The sequence below is a fragment of the Pseudomonas sp. Y5-11 genome (genome assembly GCF_022368695.1).
GTDB lineage: Bacteria > Pseudomonadota > Gammaproteobacteria > Pseudomonadales > Pseudomonadaceae > Aquipseudomonas > Aquipseudomonas parakoreensis.
The window spans coordinates 3,519,570-3,545,950 of sequence record NZ_CP058974.1 but is presented as its reverse complement, the minus strand read 5'-3'; the positions used below and the strand labels follow the sequence as shown (position 1 = coordinate 3,545,950).

The window sequence follows — 26,381 nt, the reverse complement described above, 5'->3', positions numbered from 1 at the left end:
CCGACTCCGCAAGCACGTTAACCTTGAAGCTGACTTTAAACCTGAAGGAGCGCAAGCGCCAACACGGCAGATCAAGCCAGCAACTCAGTGATCCACTGAATCTGTCGCGAAATTTCTTCCAGTTTCTCCCCGGGCACTTCCTGGCGCGCCTGTTTGAAACTGGCCAGCGTTTTCTGTCTCTGCCGTAAGAGACGCTGCCATTTGGCGAGGAATGTCGGACTGCGCGCCTGCATCTGCAATGGGCCGAAGTACAACTGTCGGGCGCTGTAGCTCACCGGGGCACCGCGCTCGGCGACGATGATTTCGTAGAAGAAACGGTTTTCCTGCAGCACTTCCTCATCGAGGATGCGGTAACCGTTATCCATCAGCCACCGGCGCAGGGGTTGCTCGCCGCCGTTGGGTTGCAGGATCAGCCGTTCGTGGCCGCGCAAACGCGCCTTGCCGCTGTCGAGAATGTCACGAATCGTCTCGCCGCCCATGCCGCACAGGCTGATCGCGGTAATCCCGTCGGACGGCTCGATCGCCGCCAGGCCACTGGCCAGACGCACAGTGATGAACGGCTGAAGATCGTTGTCGCGCACCGTGCGCACCGCGGCATGGAACGGTGTCTGCGCTACCTCGCCGGCCACCGCCGCAACGATGGCGCCACGGCGCAACAGGGCCACCGGCAGATAGCCGTGATCCGAGCCGATATCCGCCAACCGCGCGCCAGCCGGTACATGCGCCGCCACCCGCTCCAGTCGCATGGACAATGTGTGTTCGTTCAACTGCCGCCCTCTTCCCCAGCCATCGCCGGCGCTGCTGGCCGGACAAGGGGCGCGACTCTAGCGGGCGGTGGCGGGTATTTCAAATCCGGACGCGCGCGCCGGTGTTCCGACGTAGCCTCGATGCAGAGGCGCATGCGTCGGCTATCCTCATGGCAGCCGGTCTACGAATCTGCGCGCAGCCCTGTCTCAAACCAACCCATGCACTCTTGGAAAAGATCAATCTTGAACACAGCCCTCGACGCGCTGCTGACCAGCGATTTCCTGACGTTACCGAAGCCATGATCGAGCGCGAGCAGCTTCACCGGCAAGGTTACGCGCTGCTGCGCGATGCGATCCCGGGGAATTGGCTCGCCGACCTGCGCGCGATATTCGATGCGAATGTGCAAGCATCGGAACACTGGCCGGTACCGCGCGGCATGGACTGGCGCCATTCGCTGCTGGACCTGGATGCAACGGTGCAAGCGGTGTGTCGCCTGCCGCAGGTTCTGACGGTGGCAGGCGAGTTGATCGGCGAACGCTTCTTCCTGTCCCAGGTCGAGGGTCGCGAACCGCTTGCCGGCGGAGGCCATCAGCAACTGCACCGCGACTTGTCGATCCAGCGGCCCGGCGACATGGTCAACGCCATCGCCTTTTTCGATGACTACGGCCCCGACAACGGCGCCACGCGCATCGTCCCGGGCAGTCACCGACCTTCACCACAACAGCCACCATTCGACCCCAACGACGAGACTGCTGTCGTGCAGCTTTCAGGGACGGCGGGGGACATTTTGCTGTTTGACGTCGATCTGCTCCACGCGGGCAGTCGCAACGTGAATGGCGCACGTCGGCGCTCAATTCTGATCAACTATTGCGCGCAGGCGTTGTATAGGACGCAGCTGGAAACGGCGGGCTTGCGCGGTGTGCGAATGGACACCCGTGAGCAGTTTGATCCCGCATTGCTGCAACAGGCTCGCCAAATGGCTGCGACCCGGATTTAATGCGCGCTTGATGGGCACATGCCCGGCTCCACTTCACCGAGTAGAAACATGAACCGCCAAAAGAAACTGCAGCAGTTGTTCAAGGAAAAGGCCAAAAAGGCCAGCGCCAAACTGGCGCCGAAAAAGCCCAAATACATCAGCAAGGCCGAGCGCGCAAAGATGGCGGCCGAAGCGGCGGCCGAGCCGGTTGAGAGCAGCGAGAGCTGATTCTGCAATTCAGGTTTCGAACACACTCAGTCGGCTGAGACAGGCAGTCGGCACGCCAGCCACGCGCCCCAGAACAGACTGCTGAAAAAGCGCGTCGCCTGGCCGAATCCCGCCTTATGCAACAACGCCTGAACCGCTGCTTCGGAATGCGGCGGATCCGCGCCCTGCAGGATTTTCCCGAGCTTGGCGGCCACCTCCTCAGCACTCGCGCCTTGCTGCCGCCATCTCTGCCCCCACGCCTGCAGCAATAACGGTTGGCTGGCATAGGCGTAATGATTGCCCGCCACAATCAGCGGTGCGCCCGGTTTCAGCCGCGCCTGGACCGAGCATAGGATGTGGTGTTTGGGTTCATCACCCTTGAGGTGATGAAGCACACCGATCAATGTTGCCGCATCGAAGGATGGGGCGGCCGGCAAGTCATCGACATACCCGAGATGCAGCTGCGTTCTGTGCAGTAATTCATGGGCCTGCAATTGCTGCGTCGCGGCGTCCAGCATGGGTGCCGAAGGATCGACAGCGGTGAAACGCCAGTCCGGCTCCAGCGCGGCCATTGCGATGATTTCCTGCGCCGTACCCCCCGCGCCCACCACCAGCACGTTTGCCGCCCGCGCCGGGCCGAGCGTGGCCGCCAACATGCAAGCCGCCAGATCGTGACAGGCGTCGTAACCGGCCAGTGCGATACGGCTCTGTGTGGCGTACTCACTGGCGCGCGAGGTGTCGAATTTTGCTGCAGGGTTGGTCGAGGATGAGGCCACGATGATTCTCCTTGTCGTGGGGCACGCTACGCCGGGAAACGAGACAAGAAAAATCGAATCATTCCATAGGCCACATTCCTGCCGGGAATAGGGCTCGGCTGTAGCTTATAACCGGTGAAATTCCCCGGTCATCCGCTGGAGTTCAGCAGGCTTGTGGAGCGGGTGGCGTTGTGATTGTCCGGGGGCAGTCAGATGCTGCGGCCATGATCAATCCGAATTGCCGTTTATTGTTGCAGCCGCTAGCCTCGGCAACAGCCAAAAGCACAAATCAGAGACCCGCATGACGCTACGCCCCGCCACCGATGGTGACCAGACAACCCTCTTTGACTTGCATCGAGCAGTCTTTCGCGAGCACATCGAAAAAATATGGGGCTGGGATGAAAAGTGGCAACGGGCAAATTTCACAGCGGAATTCGCCTGCGCAGCCACTTCGGTTATTGAACAAAACGGCCAGATTGTTGGCTATGTGCAGATTCTGGACAAGGAAGATCGAATCCATGTTCAGAACATCGCTATTTCGCAGGCGTACCAAGGCAAAGGCATTGGCTCGCGCATTCTGAGGAACCTCCAGCTGCAAGCTGCTGCCCGCAAGGTGCCTTTGCAGTTGGGCGCTTTTCGCACGAACACATTGGCGCAGAAGCTCTATGAACGACTGGGCTTTCGCCGGACTGGCACAACCGACACGCATATCGAAATGTCATGGACCGGCGCCTGACAGTCAGCAGCCGTGATCCGAATCCTTCGGCGTAAAAGACCTTCCCTGACTCAACCTGCAAGGACATTCAATGACACGCTCGCTGCAGTTCGAACAAGTCGACGTATTCGCCGATCGCCCCTACGAAGGTAATGCGCTGGCCGTGGTGGTGGATGCAGATGGGCTGACGACCGAGCAGATGCAGGCGTTCGCCCGCTGGACGCAACTCAGTGAGACCACTTTTCTGTTGAAGCCCGAGGCGCCGGACGCGCACTACCGTGTCCGCATCTTTACACCGTTGCGAGAGTTGCCCTTCGCTGGGCATCCCACCCTGGGCAGCTGCAAAGTGTGGCTCGCGCAGAACAACGACCATGAGCAGGTCGAGATTATTCAGGAGTGCCCGGCGGGCTTGATTCGGGTACGCAAACAAGGTGCGCAACTGGCGTTCTCCGCGCCACCATTGGTGCGCAGCGGGCCGCTGGAGGCAACGACGCTCAACCTGATCGAACAAGGACTCGGCCTCTCCACCGGGCAGATCCGCGCGAGCCAATGGGTCGATAACGGCCCGGGTTGGGCAGGCGTGTTGTTGGCGAGTCGCGAAGACGTGTTGGCGATCAAGCCTGATTACCCGGCGCTGCGGGGGCTGAATGTCGGGGTTATTGCGCCGTGGGCGGGTCCAGACGCTGAAACGGACGTGGAAGTCAGAGCCTTCATGGGCGAGGAATGCGCCGAGGACGCCGTCACCGGCAGCCTCAATGCAAGCCTGGCTCAGTGGCTGATCGACTCAGGCATCCTTGGCGACCGCTACACCGTGAGCCAAGGCACCGCCATCGGCCGCCGCGGCCGATTGCACATCCAGAACGTGGACGGCACCGTCTGGGTCGGCGGTGCCGTTCAGCACTGCATTTCCGGCCGGGTGGTGTTTTGATGAGCCATGGATGCCAGGCTGCGGCATTATGAGGACAACTACAGCAAAACACGCACGCCCTACGGCACCCCCGCCCTGCTAACCGGAAATTTTCCGCCGTGCCCGGTTCGATCACCTAACCTCATAGATTGTGTGATCAACGAGAACCGGCCCCTCCGATGCGCAACACATTGAAGTCATTGTTTTTTGTCGCGCTGACCGTGCTCGCTGCGGGCAGTTCGCTGCTGTGCGCGGCGGATTTGCCGGCGCCCTCGGCGACCACTGCGGCGCCGCTGGTGGAGGTCTCGCAAAGTGATCTGCAAGCCTTGCAACTTCGTCTCGACGGCCTGAAGCAGCAGATTTCCGCCGCCAACAATTACAACCAGCTCGAAGGCCCGCAGGACCGGGTGCAGACGTTCATTCTGGATGTCGATCGGTTGTCCGCATCGTTGTTGCCGCAGCAGGCGCAACTGGCGGTGCAACTGGGGGTACTCGGCGCCGCACCGGATACGCAGATTGCCGCCGAACAGGCGGAAATCGCCGCACAACGGGCGTTGCTCAGCGAGCAGAAAAACAAGGTCGATGCCACGCTCAAAAGCCTTGCCGCGCTCAAACAAAGCGCAGCCGAGCTGATTACACAAATCGCCGGCATCCGCCGCACACTGCTCGAAAGCGAACTGACGCTGCGCACCGACAGCATTCTGAGCCCGGCCTTCTGGTCGCCGCTGGTGGTGCCGGAACCGGATGATCATCAGCGCCTGAAGTTTTTCATCGATCAGGTGAACCTCACCTGGGCCACCGTCTGGGCCCCGGGGGAACGGTTTTTCACCTGTGTGCTGGTGCTGTTGGCGCTGGCTTTCTGGACGGTCGGCCGCCGACTCGCCGAACGTGGCCTGACCTGGCTGTGCATCCACCGCATGCCGGAAGGTCGCCTGCGTCGCAGCGCGCTGGCATTCGCCTCGGCGCTGGCGACCCTGGGCACCACAGCCATCGCCCTGCATCTGCTGTTCTATGCCTGCACCCGCCACGAAGCGCTGACGCCAGTGCTGCAGACTTTTTCCGAAGAATTCGAAAAAGCCGTTTACGCCTGCGTCCTGATCACCGCGTTGAGCCGCGCACTGCTGTCGACCCAGCATCCTTCATGGCGGCTGCCGTCGATGGCCGATTCGGTGGCGCTGGCGTTGCGCCCCTATCCGAGGATTCTCGCCGCCACCCTGCTGGTGCTGGTGACGCTGGTGCAAGTCAGCAACGCCACCGGCATGAGCAGCCAGATCGTGATCGCCCAGCGCGGGGTGATCGCCATCGTGGTGATCGTGATTCTGGTGCCGTTGCTGTTGCGCGTCGGCAAAGTGCGCAAGGCGTTGATCAGCGCCAATGAACCGGAGGCCGCCAGCACGTTTGCCGGAGCGATCTACAGCATCGCCACGGTGTGCATGGGCGTGTCGGCGCTGGCCTTGCTCACCGGCTACGTGTCGCTGGCCCGCTTCATCACTTTTGAGCTGGTATGGGCCTATATCGTGCTGGCCGGGTTCTATTTACTGGTGCAAGTGGTCAAGGACGCCTGCGAGTACCTGTTCTCGCCGCGCTACTCGGCGGGCAAGACGCTCAAGCAGACTTTGGGCCTGGGCGACCGGCGGCTGGAACAGATCTCGATTGTGCTGTCCGGTGCCAGCCGCGCCGGGCTGTTGCTGCTGGCGGTCATCACCTTGTTCGTCGGCGGCATCGGCACCACGTTCGGGCAACTGACCAGCAATGTCCTGGGCATTCTCGGTGGCGCCGGCTTGCGCAAGCTGAACATCGTCCCTGCGCACCTGATCAATGCCGTGCTGGCGCTGCTGATCGGTATCTACCTGATCCGCGCCCTGCGCCGCTGGCTCGACAACGAATTCCTGCCCAAGACCGACATGGATCCGGGCATGTGCGCGTCGCTGAGCACGCTGTTTTCCAACATCGGTTATGCCACGGTCATTCTCCTGACGCTGTCGTCACTGGGCGTGCGCTGGACCAATCTGGCGTGGATCGTCAGTGCGTTGTCGGTGGGGATCGGTTTCGGCTTGCAGGAAATCGTCAAGAACTTCGTCTCCGGGCTGATCCTGCTCACCGAGCGCCCGGTGAAGGTTGGCGACCTGATCAGCATCAGCGGCGTCGAAGGCGATATCCGCCGGATCAACGTGCGCGCCACGGAAATCCAGCTCAGCGACCGCTCCATCGTGATCGTGCCCAACTCACAATTGATTTCGCAGAACCTGCGCAACGTCACCCTCGGCGGCAGCGCCCAGGGGGTGGCGAGCCTGGAGCTGATGTTCCCGCTGGACATCGACCCGGAACAGGTCAAGGAACTGCTGCTGAACACCTACCGCGAAAACGAAAACATCCTCGACAAACCGGCGTCGTACGTGCGCTTCAGCAAACTCTCGCCCGATGGCATCACCTTGACGGTGACGGGCTATGTCGGCAGCCCACGGATCGTCGGCGGGACCAAGAGTGATCTGCTGTTCGAGATTCTCAAGCGGCTGGGGGATGCGGGGATTGCGCTGGCGAAACCGGCGTCGAGCCCGTGACCCCTAAAAGGTTTTGCGGTGTACACGGACTTGGTTACTGGCCGAGATTACTGTGGGAGCTGGCTTGCCAGCGATGGCGGTGCGTCAGTCTGCACGGGTGGTGGCTGACACGGCCCCATCGCTGGCAAGCCAGCTCCCACAGGGCTTTGTGGTGATTGCAGGATTGCGGGCAGGGGCGAGCCAGCTGGTGAAGAGGCTCAGGCCGGCGCCCAGCGTCGGTGTAGCCAGCGCGCGAACGCATCCAGCGCAAAACCCAGTACGCCGATCAGCAGCACCATCGCCATCAGTTCCGAATACGCCAGACGATCACGCGTATCGAGGATGAAGTAGCCCAACCCGGCGCTGACCCCGAGCATCTCGCAGGGCACCAGCACGATCCACAGAATGCCGATCGACAGCCGGACCCCGGTCAGCACATGGCCGAGCACGCCGGGCAGGATCACCTTGCGCAGGGTCTCCCAACGGGTGGCGCTGAGGCTGCGGCTGAGTTGCAGCCAGCGCGGGTCGAGCTGGCGTACGCCGGCCACGGTGTTGAGCAGGATCGGCCACACGGCGGCGAAGGTCAGCAGGAAGTAGATCGGCTGATCACCGACACCCATCAGCATCACCACCACCGGCATCCACGACAGCGGCGAAATCATCCGCAGAAACTGAAACGCCGGCGTGGTCGCCGCTTCCAGATGCCGGTAACTGCCAATCATCAAGCCCAGCGGCACACCGATCAGCAGCGCCAGCAACAGCCCGACCAGAATCCGCTTCAGGCTGACCAGCACATGCTCGTACAGCTCCGGGCGCAGCAGCAGTTCGCCGAGGCTGGCCAGGGTTGCCTCGGGTGAAAAACGCAGTGCCAGGCTGTCGCTGCCGCCGAACACGTGTACGCCCAGCCACCACAGCAGCAACAGGCACAACAGCCCCGCGACGCCCAGCAAACCGTGCACGGTCGAAGAAGATCGCTGACGCATCAGAGGCCGAACTCCTCGCTGCGATCAAAGCTTTCCGGTAATCCGAATGCCTTCATCCCGCCGACTGTAGCAATGGCATTACGCACGAAGCGATCGTCTACCAGATCCCGGGCGGTTTGCTGCGGATCGAGGTTGGCAAGGAACCCCTTGTCGCCCTCGATCAACGTGTCCTTCAGACGTTTGACCAGTTCTTCGGTGTAGCTGGGGAACGGGTACGGCTGAAAATCGATGCGCTGCTCGTCCCAATGGCTGTGCTGAATCGCGCCGCTGGCCAGATATTGCTCGCGGTCGCTGGTGGCCGGCGACAGCACCCGGTCGAGCACGGGTTGCGCGTGCGGCGTGTAGCGATTTTCGCCGTCCCTGGACAGCAGTTTTGCGGCCTCGGCGCGGTTGTCGCGGGTCCAGACCTGCGCCTTGACGATCGCGTTGACCACTTTCTGCGACCACTCGGGACGGCGATTCAGATCCTGCTCATGCATGAACACCACGCAGCAGGCGTGATTGCGCCAGACGTCGCCGGTAAAGCGCTGCACGCGGCCAACCTTGAGTTCCTCGGCCAGCGCGTTGAACGGCTCGGCGACGATGTAGCCAGCGATGCGTTTGCTCGCCAGGGCCGGCGGCATATCGGACGGCGGCAGCACCAGCAGATTGACTTCGTTCGGCGCCAACGCGGCGCTCGCCGATTTGCTCACCGGCACCAGCCCATGATCGCGGAACAGCTGCTGCACCACCACGTTATGAATCGAATACCAGAACGGAATCGCCACCGATTGCCCACCCAATTGCTTGACCTCGGTGATGCCCGGCGCCACGGTCAGGCCCGAGCCGCCGACGTGGTTCCACGCCACGACCTTGGCCGGCACCTTGCTGCCGTAACGCGCCCACACGGTCATCGGCGACAGCAGATGAATCACGTTGACCTGCCCGGAAATGAACGCCTCGATCACCTGCGCCCAACTGCGCAGCAGCACCGGGCGCTCGGCCTGAATGCCTTCGGCCTCGAACAGCCCGTTGTTGTGCGCCACCAGCAACGGCGTGGCGTCGGTGATCGGCAGATAACCGATGCGCACCGGCGCGTTCGGCTCGGCAGCGGCACGGGCATTCAGGCTGTTGAGCAGCGGCAACGCGCCGCCAGCGGTCAGCAACGCGCTGAGTTTGAGGAAGTCACGACGTGTGTGAGTAAAGTCGTCCAGGCACATGGTCAATCTCCGACGTAGCGGGCACAGGTTGAGTAAGGGGATTGCGGCTCGCCCGCCGAAGGGTTTTGAGGATGTCGATGCGCAGCGCGCCCAGTTCCTCGACCAGCTCGGCACGCGGCTGAGGCAGGTCGATGCGCCACTCGCCGAGGATGTGCGCCGGGCTGTTACCCAGTAGCAGAATCCGCTCGGAGAGCAGCAGGGCTTCGTCAATATCGTGGGTAATCAATACGGCTGCGGTGTGGTGCTCGGCAATCAGTTGCAGGAGCAACTGCTGCATGTCGGCGCGGGTGATTTCATCCAGCGCGCCGAACGGTTCATCGAGCAACAGCACCTGCGGCTGCCGCGCCAGACACCGCGCCAGCGCGGTGCGTTGGGCCATGCCGCCGGACAACTGCGCCGGGTGCTGCAACCGCGCGTGTTCGAGGCCGACCGCAGCGATGGCGTGGTCGATCCGCGCCTTGCGCTGCTCGGCCGTGAGATGCGGCTGGCGGGCGAAGTCGAGACCGAAGGCGACGTTCTTTTCCAAAGTCAGCCACGGCAACAGGCTCGGGTCCTGAAACGCCACCGCCACCCTTGGATGTGCGCCGGTCAGCGGCTCGCCAAGCAGGCTCACCCGCCCCTGTTGCGGTGCCTGCAACCCCGCCAGGACACGCAGCAGACTCGATTTGCCGACACCGCTGGCGCCGAGAATCGTCACCACTTCGCCGGGCTGCAATTGCAGGTCGAAATGTTCCAGCACGGTGTGCCAGCCCTGCTCTCGCGGGTAGCCGAGGCTGATGCCGTACGCCTCCAGCACCGGCGCGGTCATGCCGTCGCTTCCCGTTTCTGCCGCTGCAATTCAGCGCGCAATTGCACCAGGCTCGGGGTGACAATCGGCACGAACGCCGACTCGCGCCAGCGCCGGGCGAAACCACTGCCGTGCTCGGTCAGATAGGCCTTGCCGCCGCTGGATTGCAATTCCAGTTGCACGGCGTTGGCGGCGGATTCGGCCAGCGCGATGCGGATCTGGAACAACGCGCCCGGCTGGGACAGGAAACGTCCGTCGTGCAGGCCCTGCTTGAGCGCGTCGACGGTCTGCGCCAGTTGCTCGCGTTGTTCCTGCAACGGCTCCAGCAGAATCGAACGGCCGTCCTGCAAATGTCCTTCGACCTCGGCCAGCGCCCGTCGCGCCAGACCAATCGCCATGCCGCACTGCAAGCCGAGGAACGCCGGGCGCACCGCTGGCAGAAACTTGCGCGCATCTTCATGCAGCTGCCATTCGCGTCCGACCGCCACTTGCGCGAAATCGATCGCTGCGGTGTTGCTCGATTGCAGCCCCATCAGTTGCAGATCGGCTGAACGTGTTACGCCGGCCGCGCCATCCGGGATGGCTAGCACGAAGGGTGAACCGCCCGCCTCATGCTCGATCGCCGCCGCCACCACAAAACCGCTTTTGCGCAGGTTGGTCACCCAATGCAGGCGCCCGTTCAAGGCCCAGCCGTCAGCGGCACTGGCGGCGCGCACTTGCAGTGCCTCGATGCCTGACAGGTACTTCATCGCGTTGGACAAACCGGTGGCGCCGGCCAGTTCTGCGCTGAGCAGTGAAGGCAGCAGCTTTTCCCTTAGTGCAGCGTTGGGACTGTGCAGCAAGTATTCGATAAAGGCCCTTTGGCCCCAGAATACGAACGCCGCTGCCAATGAATGGCTGGCGACGGCGGCCAGGGTTTCCACGGCATCGCTGACGTGACCACCGCTGCCGCCCAGCGCCGGGCTGACGCCGACCCGTAGCACCCCGGCCTGCGCCAGTTGTGTCAGCACCTGTTGCGGATCGCCGTCGCCCGCATCCAGGGCCTGGGCGTTGTGTTCCAGCCATTGCATCAATGCCGGATTGAGCATGTCGTTTCTCTCCTTGTACGCAGCCGCATCAACCATAGACGATGCGGCCCGAAGCGCTGGCGGATTACGCGCGATACGCCGCCAGCTCAGGGTTGAGCGGCGTGTCGGCGAACACGTTGGCGAAGTTGCACAGGGTCGCCAGGCTGATGCCGAGGATCACTTCCAGCGCATTGCCTTCGGTGTAGCCGGCGGCCTTGAATTGGTTGAAGGTCTGATCGCTGACCTTGCCCCGGGTGGCAATCACTTCGCGGGCAAATGCGGCCAGGGTTTCCAGTTTTGCCACGGGCACAGTGGCTTTTTCACGCAGCGCACTGACCACTTCCGGCGGCAGTTTGGCCTTATTCAGCGCCACGGCGGTATGACCTGCGACACAGAAATCGCAACCATGGTTGGTCGCGGCAATCAGTTGCACCACTTCGCGCTCGGCGAGGCTGAGTTCGGACTTGCCATTGAGCGCCGATACCGTAACGTAGGTTTCCAGTGCGGCCGGGGCATTGGCCAGCACGGCCAGCAGGTTCGGAATGATTCCGGAGTTTTTCTGCGCATTTTCCAGAAACGGTCTGGCGGCTTCGGGAGCGCTTTGCACGGTGTGAAGAGTGACGCGCGACATGGAGTGGACTCCTGCTGTTGAGTGTCCGGTCAGTCTGTTGGTTATAAAAATTTCGATCCATATTCTAAAGTAGCGATTACTTGCTCCTGAGTGTTTCCATTAGATGATTTCGTCCAGCCCTTTGGTTGATTGGTTATTAGAAAGCCTTGAACTCGACGCCAGTCTGTTCCACGTCGGGCGCTATTGCGGGGGCTGGCACGCGAGTACGCACGGGCTGGCGCGCGCCAGTTTTCACTTGATCGTGCAGGGGCGTTGCTGGCTGCACATTGATGGGCAGCCACGGTCGATACCGTTGAACGCCGGGGATGCGGTGTTTCTGCTGCGGGATCTGAATTACCGCCTCTCCAGCGCCGAAGAGACAGCCCTCGCCCAGACGCTGCCGCGCAGGGCCATGACCGCGCTCGACAGCCAGGCGCAGGACGGTGTCGGGCTGGTTTGCGGGTTCTTCCATTTCAAGTCGGGATTGTCATCGCTGATCATCGAGGGGTTGCCAGACTGGATCATCCTGCGCGCGGGCGATCCGTCTTCCAGCGCGGCGCGAGCCTTGTTCGAGTTGATCCTGCAAGAGTGCGAACGCCTGCCGGCACCCTCCTCGGCGCTGCTCGAACGCTTGAGTCATCTGCTGTTTTTGTATGTGCTGCGCCAGCAGATGGCCGACAACCAGAGCCTCGGCGGCCTTGTGGCATTGGCGCGCAATCCGCAGTTCGCGCCGTTGCTGGACCAGTTGATCGCACAACCGCAATTGCCGTGGTCGCTGGAGAGCATGGCGGCGAGTACCGGCCTGTCGCGCTCGGCATTTTTCAAACGTTTCAACGAACTGGCCGGACAATCGCCGGGGCAGGTATTGCTGGCGTTGCGCATTCGGCATGCCTGCCAGTTACTGCGGACTAACCACACGGTGGAACAGGTGTGTGCGGCGGTGGGCTATCAGTCGATCGCCGCGTTTACCCGGGCATTTGCCAAGTCGGTGGGCGTGCAACCGGGGGCTTATCGCAAGCAGCATGAGGGGCGCTGAGCTTGCTCGCGAAAGCGTCAGATCAGCCAACCTCATCGCTGAATGTCACACCGCTTTCGCGGGCAAGCCCGCTCCCACAGGGGATTGTGTCGATCAACGGCTTTGTGCACGCCACAAAACCTGTGAAAGCTGGCGTGCCAGCGACGGCGTTGGTACATCCAACGTCTTTATCGACTGAACCGGCGCCTTCGCGGGCAAGCCCGCTCCCACAGGGGATTGTGTCGATCAGCGGCTTTGTGCACGCCACAAAACCTGTGAAAGCTGGCGTGCCAGCGACGGCGTTGGTACATCCAACGTCTTTCTCGACTGAACCGGCGCCTTCGCGGGCAAGCCCGCTCCCACAGGGGATTGTGTCGATCAGCGGCTTTGTGCACGCCACAAAACCTGTGGGAGCTGGCTTGCCAGCGATGGCGTTGGCACGTCCGGTACCCACGACTCGATGATTTTTTATTCCATTAATCAACCGGAAAATCATTTTTTAATCTTTTATCGCTATTAACCTCAGCCTCTATCATTGCGCGTCTGCACTTGACTCATAAAAGGAATGTTCCATGCAAAGACGCCTGTTACTGGCTGCACTGTTTGTCGCTGTCGCCGGGTGCGCCAGTCCTCCTGCTGTTTCGGTGCATACCAAAGATCCCGCCAGCTCCACCCTGCAAGGTGACGCCACGCGTCCGGCGCAGGCGCAATGGATCCGCACCGAGCTGTACTTCTCGGTGGGCACCGTGGATGGCAAGGACGGCGCGGTCAGCCCGGCGCGCTGGCGCGAGTTTCTCGACAAGGAAGTGACGTCGCGGTTTCCCGACGGTTTCACCGTGTTCGATGCGTACGGACAGTGGCGCGATCATGGGGCGAAGGAGCCGGAGCGGCTGAGCACCAAGGTCATCGTGATCCTGCACGAGAACAATCCACAGAACGCTGGCAATATCGAGGCGATTCGGCTGGCGTACAAACGCATTACCGGAGACTTGTCGGTACTGCGTCTGTCGCAACCGGCCGAAGTCTCGTTTTAATCGCTGATCGGCCCCAGAGCTTGCCGAGGCGTCGACGCCAGGCGGCTCAACCCCACCAACAGCAGCGCGCCCACCAGCAACACGCCAATCCCCAGAAAAGCGCCCCATCCCACCACTGTCACGCTCGAAAAGAGCATGTACAGGCACAGCCCGAAAAACAGCAGCGGCAACAGCGGATACAACGGCACCCTCACCGGCCTCGGCACGTCGGGAAAGCGTCGGCGCAGGATGATCAACGCCAGGCTGCTGAAGCTCAGAAACAGCCAATACACCGGGGTCAGGTACTCGACCATGGTGTTGAAGCCGCTCTGGGTGAAGCTGCCGAACAGCACCAGCAACAACGCCACTGAGCCCTCCGCCAGCAACGCTTTGCGCGGCACGCCGTCGCGTTCGTGCCACTCGCCGAAACGACGCAACTGCGGCACATCGCGGGCAGCGGCATAGGTGGTGCGGGCGCCGACCAGCAGGGTCGAGTTGATGCTGGCGATGGCCGCGATACCCACCATCAGCAGAATCAGCAGCACGCCAGGCGCGCCAAATGCACGGTTCAACAGCTCCACCGCCGGTGCATTGCTCGCCGCCAGTCCAGCGAATCCCAGGCCTCGCACAAACGCCCAGTTCAGTGCCAGATAGATCGCCATCAACACCGTCAGCGCACCGAGCATGGCGATGAATATTCCACGTCGACCGTCGCGCACTTCCGCCGACAAGGTCGCCGCATCGCTCCAGCCGCCGAACGCCAGAAACACGAAAATCATCGCTGCGGAAAACCCGGCCATACCGGTGTTTTCCGGCGTGACCGAGACGCTTGCTGGCGCGGCTTCGATCCCCTGCCACGCCAGCCACACACCGGCGCTGGCGATGCTCAGAAAGCCCAGCGCCAACAAGCCCACCAGCAAGGTCTGAGTGATGAAACCGATGTGCTTGCCCGTGAGATTGAGCAGCACCAGCGCAGCGATCACCCCGCCGGCAAACAGCCCCGAACCGTATCGCCCCAACGGCACCACGGCGTTGACGTAATCGGCAAACATGAACGCCGACAAGGCGATCCAGCCCGTGTGCATCACCGAGAAGCGTGACCAGGCAAACAGGAACCCCATGCGCTCGCCATAGGCGGTGCGCAGAAAGTGATAGTCGCCACCGGGATGTGGGAATGCCGTGGCCATTTCGGCAAAGCACAACGCCCCGGCCATCGACGCCAGGCCGCCGAGCACCCACACCCAGTAGAAATATTCCGGCCCGACGTTCAGCGCCACGGTCGGCGCGGTCTTGAGAATGTCGGTGGTGATCACCATGCCCAGCGTGATCAGCAGCGCCTGCAGCACCGGCAGATGGCGCTTGGGGCCGTTGGAGTGATTCATGCAGAGTTCCGCAAAAAGTCCGCCATCCGTGGCGGTTCGACTTAGAAGCCGTAAGTGGCGCTGGCGTAGTAATACGCGCCATTGGTGCCAATCGGCGACAGCACGTCATACGGCAGGTTGCCGCCGTAGTTGATCGCCGAGCCGGAGCGTTCCGGGTAGTTGTCGGTGAGGTTGTTGCCGCCCAGGGCCACGCTGAATTTCGGGGTGAATTTGTAGGTCACCTCGGCGTCCAGTTGCCACACCGCGCCGTAGGTCTGCTCCGGTTGCGAGTCGCCAAAGTCGAAGACGCGGGTGGTCTCGCCCTGCCGGGTCAGACGCCCGAGCAAGCCCCAGTGTTCGCTGGCCCAATTGGCGGAAAACACGAAACGATCCTTGGGCGCCGCGTCAGTCAGGGTGTTGGTTTCTTCAACGCCGACCAGCGCATCGTTGCCGATACCCAGCGCCGTCAGTTGCGCGGGCGTGCCTTTGGTGCTGGTGACTTTGGTGTGGTTGTAGGTGTACGCGGTGGTCAGGCCCAGTTGCCCTTCATACAGCGGCTGGTGGTAGTTGAGCACCAGTTCGGCACCGTGGGTGCTGGTGTCGGCGGCATTGGTGAAGAAGTTGACATCATGTACCCCGGCCACACCGAAGTTATCGTTGATGTATTGCTCCATGGCATCGCTGCCGATGCGCTGCGACAGGGTGATGCGATCCTTGACGTCGATGCGGAACACATCGAGCGAGGCATCGAAGCGCTCGTTGAACTGGAAGGTCAGGCCGAGGCTGAAGTTCTTCGAGGTTTCAGGATCGAGCTTCTCTGCCCCCAGCGCGCGGGCGATCGGGTCGTTGACCGAGAGCACGCGAATATCGGTGAGCGTGCCGCCTTCGCCGAAGTTGCTGGTGGTGTTCTGAAAGCCGCTCTGCGCCAGCGACGGCGCGCGGAAGTTGTTCGACACCGCACCGCGCAACGCCCACTGCTCGGTCAGTTTGTAGCGACCACTGAGCTTGCCGGTGAGTTTGCTGCCGGCATCATCGTAATGTTCCCAGCGGGTGGCGGCGTCGACGAAAAAGCGGTCAGTCAGATCGCCCGAAATTTCCGCGTAGGTGGCAAACACGTTGCGGTCCAGGTCCGATTCTTCGCTTGGGCGCAGACCGTTGGCGCCGTCAGCGCCGGAGCCGATGTACGAGGCCGCGTCACCGGCGTAGGTCAGGTAGTTTTCGTAGCGGTATTCACCGCCCAGCGCCAGCACGAACGAGCGTCCGCCGAGGCGCAGCTCGCGGCTGAAATCGAGGTTGGTGGTGGTCTGGCGCAGCTCGTAATCGCCGGTGTCGAATTTCGTCGGCGAGTCCTCGCCGAGGCTGACGTTAAGGGTGCGGCGGGTGGAGCCGTCGAAGCGGTTACGGCCATGGGTAACGCTGCTGTCGAAGTCCCAGTCTTCGCCGATCATGCCTTTGAAACCGGCGGTGGCAGAGACGTCCTTGTTGTCGCCCAGCGACTGCGGCAGGTAGCCGTTGGGATAAAACTGCGGCTGCTCGTAGGGGTAGCGATAGAATTCGGCGCCGGTGGTGTGGCGCTGGTTGTAAGTGCCGAAGCTGTAGGCTTTGCCGCCGGCCAGCGGCAGCTCGCTGTTGAACCACAGGTTGACGTCCCGCGCCAGGCCGTCGCCCATCACGTAATTGCGCTGGTCCGGGGTATCGGCAAAGCCATCGAAACCGGCGCGGTTGGTCGGGTTGCGATTTTTGTACTCGGTGCCGCCGCGAATGAACCCGCCCTCTTCGCCCAAGCGCGTGCCGATCTTGGCGGTGGTCACGCTGTTCTGGCCGTCGGTGGTGGTTCTGCCGATGGCGTCCTGATGAGTGTGAAACGCGCCATAGCTGGTGGACACTTCACCGCCCTCGGGGGCGTCGTCGAGGATGATGTTGATCACCCCGGCAATCGCGTCGGAACCGTACTGCGCCCCGGCGCCGTCGCGCAGCACTTCGATGCGTTTGATCGCGCTGATGGGGATCGAGTTGAAGTCCACCGGCGCCGTGCCGCGACCGATTTTCGACGAGTCGTTGACCACCGCCGAGGTGTGACGGCGCTTGCCGTTGACCAGCACCAGCACCTGGTCCGGACTCATGCCGCGCAGCTGTGCGGCGCGCACATGGTCAGCGCCACCGGAGTTGGACTGACGCGGCATGCTGAACGATGGCAGCAACGTCTGCAGCGCCTGGCCCAGTTCACCGTCGGCCGCGCCCGTGGACTTGAGATCGGCGGCGGTCAACACGTCCACCGGCACTGGAGAGTCGAGCACCGTACGTGCCGTGCCCCGAGTGCCGGTGACCAGCACGGTACCCAGCCGTGTGTCATCGTCAACGCGGGTAGAAGTGTCTTCGGCTTGCGCCGGAAGTTGCCAGATCGCACCGACCACCGCGATGGCCAGTAATGAACGGGAACGCTGATACATGTGACAGCTCCTTTATCGCAGCTAATACCCGGCCGTTGCCGACAATAAAGGGTCGGCAATCAATGCACGGCAATGTCTGCTGTAGTTTTGGAAATCAGGAAGGCTGATTAGTGACTGAAGCGCAGAATCCCCAAAGTCAGTTTCTCCGTTGAACACCGATGCTAGACGGGCTGAAGGCTTGCCGTAAAAGAACCAATAACACTTAGGTTAGATCCGGCTGAATAGTTGTATTTAGAGCAACACAAGTGTTGTTCCATCAACACTTAAACCAACTAAAGATCAACTAACTAAAATGTAGACAACTTCCCTGTGGGAGCTGGCTTGCCAGCGATGGCGTTGGCACATCCAACGTCTTTATCGACTGAACCGGCGCCTTCGCGGGCAAGCCCGCTCCCACAGAGGATTGTGTCGATCAGCGGATTGGTGCACGCCACAAAACCTGTGGGAGCTGGCTTGCCAGCGATGGCGTTGGCACATCCAACGTCGTTCTCGACTGAACCGGCGCCTTCGCGGGCAAGCCCGCTCCCACAGTGGATTGTGTCGATCAGCGGATTGGTGCACGCCACAAAACCTGTGGGAGCTGGCTTGCCAGCGAAAGCGGTGTATCAGTCAATAAATAAGGTGGCTGAACGGACCTTATCGCTGGCAAGCCAGCTCCCACAGGGATCGGTGGATGAATACAGATTTTTCAGTTCGCCACAGGAATCCACTCCGCCCGCGCCACGTTGGCGGTATCACCGAACGCCGGGAGTTTCTGCGCTAGGTCGCGAACGTTTTTCACGTCCAGATCGAGCAGTTGCTGACGGGTGATCAGGGTCGGTGGCACCAGCACCTGATGCCCCGGATTTTCGCCGGCAATCAACATTGCCAGACTGCGCACGCTGATCGCCCCTGCCACTTGCGGATTGACCGCTGCGGTCGCCGCCCAGGCGCTGTCCGGTTCTTTCATGATCTGGATGTCGGCGGTGGAAATGTCAGCGCTGTAGATCTTCACCTTGCGCCCCAACCCGGCCTCGTCGACGGCGATTTTCGCGCCTTTGGCAAACTCGTCGAACGGCGCGAAGATCACGCTGATATCCGGGTTGGCCCGCAGCACTGCGCTGGCCTGATCCGCCACCGAGTTGGCAATCGGCGGATTGAGCGTGCCGAACCGCGCCTTCTCGATGATGCCCGGATTGGTCTTTTTCACCTCACTCCAGATCTCGTCGCGGCGCTCCATCGGCGTGAAGCCGCTGATGTACACGTAACCGGCATCGAACCGCGTGCCGTTGTCCTTCACTGCCTGATCCAGCGCCAGTCGCGCCAGTGCATGGTGATCCTGCTCGACCTGAGTCACTTGCGGGCTGTTCAGGTCAACGTCGAACGCTACCACCTTGATGCCTTTGGCGATCGCCCGGTCAATCGGTCCCTTGAGGGTTTCCGCCAGGCCCAGTTGCACGATGATCCCGTCGACCCCGAGGTCGATCGCCTGATCGATCATCTCGCCCTGACTCGCCGCCTGCTGCCGCGCATCGAACACCCGCAGATTGGCCCCCAGCGCCTCGGTCTGTTTCTCCACGCCGCGCAGGTACGCCTCGGGAAAGTCCCCGGAAAACAGATAACCGACCAGCGCGATCTGCACCTGGCCCTTGTCGAACGGCGCCGGAGCACCCGGCAATGCCTTGGCCTGTGCGCTCAAAGCCAACGCCGAGAGCACCGCGCCGGCGAGGCAGTGGCGTGCGAACTGCTTGATTGAACCGTGCATACATCTTCCTTGCAGCGACAAATGAACCGGCTCAGCGCGCCCGATGCGCGAGGCCGAAGGTGAACATCAGGGCCAGCACCAGCACCAGTCCCTTGACGAAATCCTGCGCGTAATACGGCGCGTTGAGCATGGTCAGGCCATTGAGCAGCGACGCCACCAACAGTGCGCCGACCAACGTGCCGAACGCATTGGGCTTCTTCGCGCCGAGCACGGCAAAACCGATTAGCGCCGCGCCGAGGGCGTCGAGCACCAGACCGTTGCCGGAGCTGACATCACCCCGACCCAGGCGCGCCGCCAACATCAACCCGCCGAGCGAGGCGAGCAACGCCGAGAGCACGTACGCGAGCAACTTGAAGCGCTGCACTGGCGCGCCTGACAATCGCGCTGCCTGCTCGTTACCGCCAATCGCATAGAACAATCGGCCAATGCGCGTGCGCTCGAGAAACAGCCACACCGCCAGCGCCAGCAGCGCGGTGATCACTACCGGCACCGGCACCACCTCCCACAAACGCCCACGTCCCAGCGCTAGAAACGCCGCACTGAAGCTGCCTTCGGTTTCCACACCACTGGGCAAGGTCATGCCCACCGCAATCGAGCGCCCACCCGTGGGAATCAGTTGCACGCCGATCACCAGAAACATGCTGCCCAGCGTCGCGAGAATATCCGGCACCCGCAGCTTGACGATCAGCCAGCCATTGAGCAGCCCGACCAGTGCGCCACCGCCCAGACTGATCAGCACCGCCGGCACCGCGCCCCAGCCGAGCACCACCATCACGTAACTGGCGATCATCAGGCTCATCGCCGCCACCGCACCGATCGACAGATCAAGTCCGCCGACGGCCATGGTCAGGGTCACACCGAGGGCCAACAGCGCAACGATCGACACCGACTGCAAGATGCTGAACAGATTGCCGACGCGCAAAAACGCCGGCTCCGCGACACTGAAAAACACCACGATCAGCGCCAACAGCCACAACAGGCCGTAGCGGATCAGCGCGTGCAGCAGGCGCTCGGCGGGTGCCGTAGCGGACGACAACAATGAACTCGAATCAGGCACTCGCTCTGCTCCTTGGCGTGGCATGAAAGGGATTTTCGCTAGCGTCGCTACCGGCCAGCGCAGCGACCAGGGTCGCGCGCTCAAGACCGGCACGTGGGTATTCGCCGACCACCGCGTGATCGCGCACCAACAGAATGCGGTCGGCGATTTCCAGGGCTTCATCGACATCGGCGCAAATCACCAGGGTTGCCCGGCCGCCGGCAGTGTCGCGCAACAATTGGCCGATCTCGCGACGGGCGCGCACGTCGACGCCCTGAAACGGCTCATCGAGAATCAACACCCGCCCTGCCCCGAGCAGCCAGCGACCCAGCACAACTTTCTGTTGATTGCCGCCGGACAGCGCGCTCATCGGCACCTCGATGCCGGCAGTCTTGATCCCCAGCGCCGCGACTTGCGCCTCGACTGCTGCGGCTTCGGCGCGGTTGCGAATGAAACCGGCACGGGTGAAGCGCTGCAGAAACGGCAGCGTCAGGGTGCGGCGCAGGGAGAAATCCGGCACCAGCGACTGACTGGCGCGATCCTCCGCCGCGAGAAATACACCGCTGTGGATCGCGTCCCTTGGCGAACCCGGCAGCCACTCCATGCCATCGAGTTGCAGGCTGCCGGCCACGGCTTTGCGCAAACCGAACAGCACTTCGGCCATCTCGCTTTTGCCGGCGCCGAGCAGCCCGGTCAGCACCACCACTTCGCCTTGGTACAGGTCGAAATCGAAACGCCTGGAGCGCGGCAAAATCTGCAAACCGCGCACACCAATGACTTTTCGGCCCACGCTGCCGGGCGTGTAGACATGCCCGTCCAGCGCCTGCCCGAGCATGGCGTGCACCGCTTCCGGCAACTGCCGTGCGCTGAATTCCCCGGCCAGTCGACCATCGCGCAGGACAATGGCGCGATCCGCCACCCGTTGCAGATCGGACAAGCGATGGGAGATGTACAGAATCGCCACGCCACGGCTGCGCAGGGTGTCAATCAGCCCGAACAGCCGCTGCGCCTCGGCATCCGACAACGCGGCGGTCGGCTCATCAAGAATCAGCAGACGCGGCTGCAGGGCAAAGGCCCGCGCCAGCACCACCAACTGCCGTTCGGCCTGGCCCAGGTGTTCAATCGGCTGCTCCAGCGGCAATTTCAGGCCCAGCCCGGCGGCGATACTCGCGGCGCGCTCCAGCAGGCGCTGGCGGTTGAGCCAGAAGTCCGCGTCGGGCCTGCACAACTCATCGAGCAGGAGGTTTTCCGCCACGCTCAAACCGGGCGCAATGCCCTCATTGATCTGCTGATGCACGGCAACGATTCCGACCCGACGGGCCGACAGCGGCGAACTGAATTGCCGGGGCTGGCCGTCGATGTAAATCTCGCCGCTATCAGCGCGCTGGCTGCCGGCGAGAATCTTCACCAGCGTCGATTTGCCGGCACCGTTGGCACCGAGCAACGCCACCACTTCGGCGGGATGAATCTGCAGGCTGACGCGATCCAGGGCGCTGCTCGAGCCGAAGCGCTTGCTCAGTTCACGCACCTGAATCAGCGGCGCGCGGGCCACGACGACACTCATAATATTCCTTAACGTCGATGGGCCAGCGAACGCACCAGCCGGTCGCCCAGGCTCTGCACGCCCTGCACCAGAATGACCAGCACCACCACGGTGGCGACCATCACTTCGTTGTTGAAACGCTGATAGCCGTAACGGATCGCCAGATCACCGAGGCCGCCACCGCCAATCACCCCGGCCATGGAAGAAAAACCGATCAGCATCACCAGCGTCAGGGTGATCCCCGCCAGCAGGGCCGGCAGCGCTTCGGGCAGCAGCACTTTGCAAATCACATGGCGGATATCGCCGCCCATGGCGAGGATCGCTTCGATCCGGCCCTTGTCGACTTCGTCCAGCGCGTTCTCGACGATCCGCGCGAAAAACGGAAACGCGCCGATGGTGATCGGCACCACCGCCGCGGTGCTGCCGAGGGTGGTGCCGACCAGCAGACGCGTCAGCGGAATCAGCGCAATCAACATCACCACAAAGGGTAGCGAGCGCCCCAGATTGACCAGCGAACCCAGCGCGGCATTGAGCCGTGGCAGCGGCCACAGTCCGTCGCGGCGACTGACAAACAGCAACACCCCGAGCGGCAAACCGATCAGCAGCGTGAACAGCCCGGCAAGCAAGACCATGTACAGGGTTTCGCCGGTGGCGTTGAACAGCAGTTGCAGGATTTCAGCCCAGTTGATCGCGCGGTTCATGACTGAGCCGCTCGCACGCCGTATTGCTTGAGGAAGCTGAGCCCGGGGATGTCGTGGCCCAGCGGCAGGCCGCAGGTCGGACGCAACGAAGTGCCGAGACTCGACTGCGGATCGGCAAGCAAACGCGGCACCGGGCCGGACTCGACCAGGCGCCCGTCGGCCATCAACGCTGCGTGATCGCAGATCGACTTGACCACGTCCAGCTCATGGGTGATCAGCACAATGGTCACGCCCAGTTGCCGATTGATATCGCGCAGCAGGTCAAGAATCGACGCGGTGGTTTCCGGGTCCAGTGCACTGGTGGCTTCGTCCGACAGCAGATACGCAGGCTCCGCTGCCAGGGCGCGGGCAATCCCCACCCGCTGTTTTTGCCCACCGGACAACTGCGAGGGAAAGGCTTGCGCCTTGTCCGTCAAACCGACCAGTTCCAGCAGCTCGCGCACCCGCACATGGCGCCACGGTTTGCCGACGTTGGCGATCTCCAGCGGCACGGCGATGTTGTCGAACACGGTGCGTGAATGCAGCAGATTGAAGCCCTGGAAAATCATGCCGATGCGCTGCCGCTGGCGACGCAGGTCGCTGGGCGTCAAGGTCAGCAGGTCCACGCCGTCGATGAGAATTTGCCCGCTGTCCGGGCGTTCGAGCAGATTGAGACAGCGCAACAGGGTCGACTTGCCTGCGCCGCTGCGCCCGAGGATGCCGTAGATCGCGCCGTCGGGAATACTCAGTGACACCTGATCCAGTGCCGGCGCCGGCGCCGACGGGTAGGTCTTGCTCAACTGCTCGACGACGATCATGGCTTGGCATCCTCCACTGGAATCACCGAACCCTTGAAGTTATCGCTGATGTATTTCGCCACTTGCGGCGAGGTCAGGTCTTTGGCCAGTTGTGCGATGCGCGGATCGTTTTGCAGTTTCGGCGTGGTCACCAGAATGTTGGCGTACGGATTGTGCTCGGCCTTCTCCAGCCCCAGCGCATCCTGGGCCGGCACCAGTCCGGCTTCCAGTGCGTAATTGCCGTTGATCACCGCAAGGTCGACGTCGTCCAGCGCCCGTGGGATCTGCGGCGATTCGATTTCCAGGATCTTCAGCTGTTTCGGGTTCTCGGCAATGTCCTTGGGCGTGGCCTGATCGGCCGCCGGATCCTTGAAGCCGGGCTTGAGTTTGATCAACCCGTTGTCCTGCAACAGGTACAGCGCACGGCTCAGGTTGGTGACGTTGTTGGGCACGGCGACGGTGCCTTTTTCCGGCACCTCGGCGAAGCTTTTGTGCCGGCGCGAATAGATGCCCAGCGGCTCGATATGCACCGTGGCAGCCACCGCGAGTTTCTGCCCCAGCGCTTGTTCCTGGGATTTCAGGTACGGCAGATGCTGGAAGTAATTGGCATCGACATCGCCGTGCACCAACAGCTCGTTGGAGTTCACCCCGTTGGGAATCTCGATGACCTTGAGGTTGAGTTGCGGATCGATAGTCTGGATATACGCGAGAATCTGCGCGTGGGGCACCGGATCAGCGGCCACCCGCAACGGCTCCAGCGCCTGAGCACCGAACGAAGTCACCAGCGCGCCGAGCACGGCCAGGGTCAAACCTGCTTTTTTCAACATGTGCGGAGTCCTTGAGCGAGTGATGAATCAGGCGTTGACGGTCTTGCGAGCCGGTGCGGCGGGCATCAGCGCATCGGCATAGAAGCGCCGGGCGACGTCGGGGTGCGAACGCAGCCGGCCCTTGAGGTAGTTCCAGCCGACATCGCGAAACAGCGGATTGAGCGGATCACTCGCCGGGCCACGCGCTTCGCGCAGCAGCGCGGTGGGCAACGGGTACAGCGGCACCACGGCATCGAGTTGCGCGCCGAGGAAAAAGGCGATGGACAAACGCTCGCTGCCTGCGGGCGGCGACACCACCCGATGCACCGTGGCGCGCAGATAACCGTTGGTGGCCAGCTCCAGCAGTTCGCCGATGTTTACCACCAGCGTGTTGTCGCGAGGCAACGCATCGATCCAGCGCCCCTCTTCGACCTCCACTTGCAGACCGGCCTGCTGGTCCTGCAGCAGAAAGCTCAGAAACCCGGAATCCTTGTGCGCGCCGACGCCCTGCTGGCTCGCGCTGGCGGCCTGGCCTGGGTAGCGCATCAACTTGATGTGTTCGTTGGGCTTGTCGCCGTACAACTGATCGAACGCGTCCGCCCGCAGCGACAGCGCCTGGGCAAAGGCACGCAGCAGGCGCAACGCCATGCGCGTCATCGCCTGTTGCCATTCGAGCAGCAGCGGTTTCAGTTCTGGCAGCGCCGCCGGCCATTGGTTGGGTCCCTGCAAGCGCGCCCACAACGGGCTGTCCGCGTCCAGCGGCAACGCTTCACGCTCGGCGCCGAGATCGAATTGCTCACGCCAGTCGGGTTGACCACGGGTGATCTCGGAAGCGGCACGGTTGTACCCGCGAAAGTGCGGCGAATTGATCATGCCGACGGCGGTTTTTTCGTGCTCGGACAAGGCGAAGAACTGCCGGGCGTGATCCTGCACCTGCTTGAGCAGGTCGCTGTCGATGCCATGGCCGGTGAGATAGAAAAAGCCGACGTCACGCGCGGCGTGACGCAGGTTTTCAAGAAATTCATAACGCTGTTGCGCGGTGCCTTCGAACAACGACAGGTCCAGCGTCGGCAGCGTGGTGATATCGAGGGTATGCGGCATGATTCACTCCCGTGTGAACCAAACCTGAAGAGCCTTTGATCGATTCAGCGTGTGCCGTCATGGCAATCGGGGGTCTATCGGTTTGATGCGTTTGATTCGTCGTGAGACAAAACTAAACGATCTTAAAAACCACAAACAAATACCCTTTTTGCATTAGCTTAGGCCTGACGCTGAGGTTCGCCGTCATCGCACAACCGCTATCCCGCTTCAACTGATCAGCGTGCCGGATCATAAAACGGCTCGACTGCCACCCGGCTGCCGACAACGAAACTGTCCGCCACCAGCCGCAGTGGCTGCAGATCCACATCGCTGGCCCGATCACCAATCAGTTGCCGGAAGTGTCGATACACCGGCGTGTACTCGCCCTCTTCCGACACCACTTGGCGCACGCCATCGATGCTCAGCAACGCTCCGCCGTTGTCCAGACGCAGCACACCTTCGGCGCAGCGAATCTCGATACTCCAGAGTTCGTCGTGACCGTGGTCGAAATCGAACTCGGCCTGCACGTCGAGTCTGCTGGCATCGGACATCTTGATCGACGCGGCAATCGGCGACTGGCAGTTGTCCGGTACCCGCAGTTCGGCGGACTCGACAAACAGTGGCTGCGCGAGCAAACGGGTGACAATCGACAGGGCATTGATGCCCGGATCGAAAACGCCCAGACCACCGGGTTGCCAGATCCAGGTCTGCCCGGGATGCCACTTGCGCACGTCCTCCTTCCAGTCGATCTGCACGCTTTGCAAGGTGCGACTGGCGAGCCAGTCACGGGCAGCTTCAATACCGGGGGCGTAGCGCGAATGCCAGGCGAACAACGCACTGACGCCCTGCTGCCGGGCCTGATTGACCAAAGCCATCGCCTCGCCCAGCGTGGCGCACGGCGGTTTTTCCACCAACACATGTTTGCCGGCGGCCAGCGCCTGCTGCACCAGTGCGAATCGTCCTTGCGGCGGCGTACAAAACGCGATCGCATCCACCTCCGGGCCATGTTCCAGCAACTCGCTCAACGAGTGAAAGTTCTCCACCCCGGCACAGGGTTTACCTTGCGTGGCGACCGCCACCAGACGAAATCCGGGATCGGCGTTGATCGCCGGAACATGTTGATCCTGGGCAATCTTGCCGTAGCCCACCAGACCGAGACGGATCGGTTGCATCAGTGACTCCTGTTGTTGTCTTGTTGTCGTCAGCGAGTGCGCAGATTAGCCGTAAACGACTGGGAATACCCAGCTGAGTCTGATCAAAAAACCGCAGATGTCAGCGCTCGGTTCATCGCGCAGGGTAGCGTGCATCAATGCAGCGGCGCAGACGAATAGAGCCTGCTTTCTTTACGTACCTTCCCAGATAG

At 62.2% G+C, this 26,381-nt stretch carries 25 protein-coding genes; 7 read left to right on the top strand and 18 right to left on the bottom strand.

Annotated features, from left to right (window positions below; translation table 11 throughout):
- Positions 1 to 71: 71 nt before the first annotated feature.
- Positions 72 to 767, bottom strand: coding sequence for a tRNA (adenine(22)-N(1))-methyltransferase TrmK (locus HXW87_RS15650; protein ID WP_239776518.1), 696 nt, complete (start codon positions 765 to 767; stop codon positions 72 to 74).
- A 278-nt stretch (positions 768 to 1,045) separates the two neighbouring features.
- Here HXW87_RS15650 and HXW87_RS15645 point away from each other — a divergent pair, with 278 nt between their 5' ends.
- Entirely contained in the window at positions 1,046 to 1,744 is a 699-nt protein-coding gene (locus tag HXW87_RS15645; protein ID WP_047293778.1) for a phytanoyl-CoA dioxygenase family protein, read from the top strand.
- Positions 1,745 to 1,792: 48 nt separating this feature from the next.
- Positions 1,793 to 1,951, top strand: coding sequence for a DUF2986 domain-containing protein (locus HXW87_RS15640; protein WP_080963266.1), 159 nt, complete (start codon positions 1,793 to 1,795; stop codon positions 1,949 to 1,951).
- A 26-nt stretch (positions 1,952 to 1,977) separates the two neighbouring features.
- On the opposite strand, the gene HXW87_RS15635 is transcribed toward HXW87_RS15640, so the two are convergent.
- Entirely contained in the window at positions 1,978 to 2,706 is a 729-nt protein-coding gene (locus HXW87_RS15635) for a class I SAM-dependent methyltransferase (RefSeq protein WP_239776517.1), read from the bottom strand.
- Positions 2,707 to 2,986: 280 nt separating this feature from the next.
- On the opposite strand from HXW87_RS15635, the gene HXW87_RS15630 reads away from it, so the two are divergent.
- The 3 genes from HXW87_RS15630 (at position 2,987) to HXW87_RS15620 (ending at position 6,868) form a co-directional block, all read left to right on the top strand.
- Positions 2,987 to 3,421: an N-acetyltransferase gene (locus tag HXW87_RS15630; protein WP_239776516.1), complete on the top strand. Its 435-nt coding sequence runs from the start codon at positions 2,987 to 2,989 to the stop codon at positions 3,419 to 3,421.
- A 70-nt stretch (positions 3,422 to 3,491) separates the two neighbouring features.
- A complete protein-coding gene (locus tag HXW87_RS15625; protein WP_239776515.1) occupies positions 3,492 to 4,328 on the top strand; it encodes a PhzF family phenazine biosynthesis protein in 837 nt (278 codons plus the stop codon).
- Positions 4,329 to 4,486: 158 nt separating this feature from the next.
- Positions 4,487 to 6,868 (top strand): DUF3772 domain-containing protein, encoded by a 2,382-nt coding sequence (locus tag HXW87_RS15620; RefSeq protein WP_239776514.1) that lies wholly within the window; start codon positions 4,487 to 4,489, stop codon positions 6,866 to 6,868.
- Positions 6,869 to 7,065: 197 nt separating this feature from the next.
- On the opposite strand, the gene HXW87_RS15615 is transcribed toward HXW87_RS15620, so the two are convergent.
- The 5 genes from HXW87_RS15615 to HXW87_RS15595 all read right to left on the bottom strand — a co-directional run bounded on the left by HXW87_RS15615 (position 7,066) and on the right by HXW87_RS15595 (position 11,514).
- Positions 7,066 to 7,830: an ABC transporter permease gene (locus HXW87_RS15615; protein ID WP_182404395.1), complete on the bottom strand. Its 765-nt coding sequence runs from the start codon at positions 7,828 to 7,830 to the stop codon at positions 7,066 to 7,068.
- Positions 7,830 to 9,029, bottom strand: a complete 1,200-nt coding sequence (locus HXW87_RS15610) for an ABC transporter substrate-binding protein (protein ID WP_182404394.1) — start codon at positions 9,027 to 9,029, stop codon at positions 7,830 to 7,832. Before HXW87_RS15610 ends, HXW87_RS15615 begins: the two co-directional genes overlap by 1 nt.
- Positions 8,995 to 9,837 carry an ABC transporter ATP-binding protein gene (locus HXW87_RS15605; RefSeq protein WP_239776513.1) on the bottom strand — a complete coding sequence of 281 codons (843 nt, stop codon included), beginning with the start codon at positions 9,835 to 9,837 and terminating at the stop codon, positions 8,995 to 8,997. The genes HXW87_RS15610 and HXW87_RS15605 overlap by 35 nt, the downstream gene beginning before the upstream one ends.
- Positions 9,834 to 10,904: an acyl-CoA dehydrogenase family protein gene (locus HXW87_RS15600; RefSeq protein ID WP_182404393.1), complete on the bottom strand. Its 1,071-nt coding sequence runs from the start codon at positions 10,902 to 10,904 to the stop codon at positions 9,834 to 9,836. Before HXW87_RS15600 ends, HXW87_RS15605 begins: the two co-directional genes overlap by 4 nt.
- Before the next feature lie 64 nt (positions 10,905 to 10,968).
- Entirely contained in the window at positions 10,969 to 11,514 is a 546-nt protein-coding gene (locus HXW87_RS15595; protein ID WP_182404392.1) for a carboxymuconolactone decarboxylase family protein, read from the bottom strand.
- A 103-nt stretch (positions 11,515 to 11,617) separates the two neighbouring features.
- On the opposite strand from HXW87_RS15595, the gene HXW87_RS15590 reads away from it, so the two are divergent.
- Positions 11,618 to 12,529 carry an AraC family transcriptional regulator gene (locus tag HXW87_RS15590; RefSeq protein WP_182404391.1) on the top strand — a complete coding sequence of 304 codons (912 nt, stop codon included), beginning with the start codon at positions 11,618 to 11,620 and terminating at the stop codon, positions 12,527 to 12,529.
- 22 nt (positions 12,530 to 12,551) lie between these two features.
- Here HXW87_RS15590 and HXW87_RS15585 read toward each other — a convergent pair whose 3' ends face one another.
- Positions 12,552 to 13,004: a hypothetical protein gene (locus HXW87_RS15585; protein WP_239776512.1), complete on the bottom strand. Its 453-nt coding sequence runs from the start codon at positions 13,002 to 13,004 to the stop codon at positions 12,552 to 12,554.
- Between the two features lie 76 nt (positions 13,005 to 13,080).
- Between HXW87_RS15585 and HXW87_RS15580 the strand changes: the two genes are divergently transcribed.
- Positions 13,081 to 13,542 carry a DUF3574 domain-containing protein gene (locus HXW87_RS15580; protein WP_182404390.1) on the top strand — a complete coding sequence of 154 codons (462 nt, stop codon included), beginning with the start codon at positions 13,081 to 13,083 and terminating at the stop codon, positions 13,540 to 13,542.
- On the opposite strand, the gene HXW87_RS15575 is transcribed toward HXW87_RS15580, so the two are convergent.
- The 10 genes from HXW87_RS15575 to HXW87_RS15530 all read right to left on the bottom strand — a co-directional run bounded on the left by HXW87_RS15575 (position 13,539) and on the right by HXW87_RS15530 (position 26,190).
- Positions 13,539 to 14,903 (bottom strand): APC family permease, encoded by a 1,365-nt coding sequence (locus HXW87_RS15575; RefSeq protein WP_239776511.1) that lies wholly within the window; start codon positions 14,901 to 14,903, stop codon positions 13,539 to 13,541. The genes HXW87_RS15580 and HXW87_RS15575 overlap by 4 nt on opposite strands.
- A 41-nt stretch (positions 14,904 to 14,944) precedes the next feature.
- On the bottom strand, positions 14,945 to 17,332 hold the full coding sequence (locus HXW87_RS15570; protein WP_182404388.1) for a TonB-dependent receptor: 2,388 nt from the start codon (positions 17,330 to 17,332) through the stop codon (positions 14,945 to 14,947).
- Between the two features lie 688 nt (positions 17,333 to 18,020).
- Complete coding sequence (locus tag HXW87_RS15565) at positions 18,021 to 19,076, bottom strand: substrate-binding domain-containing protein (protein ID WP_182404387.1); 1,056 nt, start codon at positions 19,074 to 19,076, stop codon at positions 18,021 to 18,023.
- Positions 19,077 to 19,107: 31 nt separating this feature from the next.
- On the bottom strand, positions 19,108 to 20,133 hold the full coding sequence (locus HXW87_RS15560) for an ABC transporter permease (protein WP_182404386.1): 1,026 nt from the start codon (positions 20,131 to 20,133) through the stop codon (positions 19,108 to 19,110).
- Complete coding sequence (locus HXW87_RS15555; RefSeq protein ID WP_239776510.1) at positions 20,126 to 21,676, bottom strand: sugar ABC transporter ATP-binding protein; 1,551 nt, start codon at positions 21,674 to 21,676, stop codon at positions 20,126 to 20,128. The genes HXW87_RS15560 and HXW87_RS15555 overlap by 8 nt, the downstream gene beginning before the upstream one ends.
- Positions 21,677 to 21,684: 8 nt before the next feature.
- A complete protein-coding gene (locus tag HXW87_RS15550; protein ID WP_145595627.1) occupies positions 21,685 to 22,356 on the bottom strand; it encodes a methionine ABC transporter permease in 672 nt (223 codons plus the stop codon).
- Positions 22,353 to 23,153 (bottom strand): methionine ABC transporter ATP-binding protein, encoded by an 801-nt coding sequence (locus tag HXW87_RS15545; RefSeq protein WP_182404385.1) that lies wholly within the window; start codon positions 23,151 to 23,153, stop codon positions 22,353 to 22,355. Before HXW87_RS15545 ends, HXW87_RS15550 begins: the two co-directional genes overlap by 4 nt.
- On the bottom strand, positions 23,150 to 23,959 hold the full coding sequence (locus tag HXW87_RS15540; RefSeq protein ID WP_182404384.1) for a MetQ/NlpA family ABC transporter substrate-binding protein: 810 nt from the start codon (positions 23,957 to 23,959) through the stop codon (positions 23,150 to 23,152). The genes HXW87_RS15545 and HXW87_RS15540 overlap by 4 nt, the downstream gene beginning before the upstream one ends.
- Before the next feature lie 27 nt (positions 23,960 to 23,986).
- Positions 23,987 to 25,039, bottom strand: a complete 1,053-nt coding sequence (locus HXW87_RS15535) for an isopenicillin N synthase family oxygenase (protein WP_182404383.1) — start codon at positions 25,037 to 25,039, stop codon at positions 23,987 to 23,989.
- 215 nt (positions 25,040 to 25,254) lie between these two features.
- Positions 25,255 to 26,190, bottom strand: coding sequence for a Gfo/Idh/MocA family oxidoreductase (locus tag HXW87_RS15530; protein WP_239776509.1), 936 nt, complete (start codon positions 26,188 to 26,190; stop codon positions 25,255 to 25,257).
- Positions 26,191 to 26,381 lie beyond the last annotated feature (191 nt).

Excerpts from the sequence above, each read along its gene's own strand:
- HXW87_RS15645 (WP_047293778.1), top strand. The coding sequence starts at position 1,046 with ATGATCGAGCGCGAGCAGCTTCACCGGCAAGGTTACGCGCTGCTGCGC.
- HXW87_RS15640 (WP_080963266.1), top strand. The coding sequence starts at position 1,793 with ATGAACCGCCAAAAGAAACTGCAGCAGTTGTTCAAGGAAAAGGCCAAA.
- HXW87_RS15630 (WP_239776516.1), top strand. The coding sequence starts at position 2,987 with ATGACGCTACGCCCCGCCACCGATGGTGACCAGACAACCCTCTTTGAC.
- HXW87_RS15625 (WP_239776515.1), top strand. The coding sequence starts at position 3,492 with ATGACACGCTCGCTGCAGTTCGAACAAGTCGACGTATTCGCCGATCGC.
- HXW87_RS15620 (WP_239776514.1), top strand. The coding sequence starts at position 4,487 with ATGCGCAACACATTGAAGTCATTGTTTTTTGTCGCGCTGACCGTGCTC.
- HXW87_RS15615 (WP_182404395.1), bottom strand. The coding sequence starts at position 7,830 with ATGCGTCAGCGATCTTCTTCGACCGTGCACGGTTTGCTGGGCGTCGCG.
- HXW87_RS15610 (WP_182404394.1), bottom strand. The coding sequence starts at position 9,029 with ATGTGCCTGGACGACTTTACTCACACACGTCGTGACTTCCTCAAACTC.
- HXW87_RS15605 (WP_239776513.1), bottom strand. The coding sequence starts at position 9,837 with ATGACCGCGCCGGTGCTGGAGGCGTACGGCATCAGCCTCGGCTACCCG.
- HXW87_RS15600 (WP_182404393.1), bottom strand. The coding sequence starts at position 10,904 with ATGCTCAATCCGGCATTGATGCAATGGCTGGAACACAACGCCCAGGCC.
- HXW87_RS15595 (WP_182404392.1), bottom strand. The coding sequence starts at position 11,514 with ATGTCGCGCGTCACTCTTCACACCGTGCAAAGCGCTCCCGAAGCCGCC.
- HXW87_RS15590 (WP_182404391.1), top strand. The coding sequence starts at position 11,618 with ATGATTTCGTCCAGCCCTTTGGTTGATTGGTTATTAGAAAGCCTTGAA.
- HXW87_RS15585 (WP_239776512.1), bottom strand. The coding sequence starts at position 13,004 with ATGATTTTCCGGTTGATTAATGGAATAAAAAATCATCGAGTCGTGGGT.
- HXW87_RS15580 (WP_182404390.1), top strand. The coding sequence starts at position 13,081 with ATGCAAAGACGCCTGTTACTGGCTGCACTGTTTGTCGCTGTCGCCGGG.
- HXW87_RS15575 (WP_239776511.1), bottom strand. The coding sequence starts at position 14,903 with ATGAATCACTCCAACGGCCCCAAGCGCCATCTGCCGGTGCTGCAGGCG.
- HXW87_RS15570 (WP_182404388.1), bottom strand. The coding sequence starts at position 17,332 with ATGTATCAGCGTTCCCGTTCATTACTGGCCATCGCGGTGGTCGGTGCG.
- HXW87_RS15565 (WP_182404387.1), bottom strand. The coding sequence starts at position 19,076 with ATGCACGGTTCAATCAAGCAGTTCGCACGCCACTGCCTCGCCGGCGCG.
- HXW87_RS15555 (WP_239776510.1), bottom strand. The coding sequence starts at position 21,676 with ATGAGTGTCGTCGTGGCCCGCGCGCCGCTGATTCAGGTGCGTGAACTG.
- HXW87_RS15550 (WP_145595627.1), bottom strand. The coding sequence starts at position 22,356 with ATGAACCGCGCGATCAACTGGGCTGAAATCCTGCAACTGCTGTTCAAC.
- HXW87_RS15545 (WP_182404385.1), bottom strand. The coding sequence starts at position 23,153 with ATGATCGTCGTCGAGCAGTTGAGCAAGACCTACCCGTCGGCGCCGGCG.
- HXW87_RS15540 (WP_182404384.1), bottom strand. The coding sequence starts at position 23,959 with ATGTTGAAAAAAGCAGGTTTGACCCTGGCCGTGCTCGGCGCGCTGGTG.
- HXW87_RS15535 (WP_182404383.1), bottom strand. The coding sequence starts at position 25,039 with ATGCCGCATACCCTCGATATCACCACGCTGCCGACGCTGGACCTGTCG.
- HXW87_RS15530 (WP_239776509.1), bottom strand. The coding sequence starts at position 26,190 with ATGCAACCGATCCGTCTCGGTCTGGTGGGCTACGGCAAGATTGCCCAG.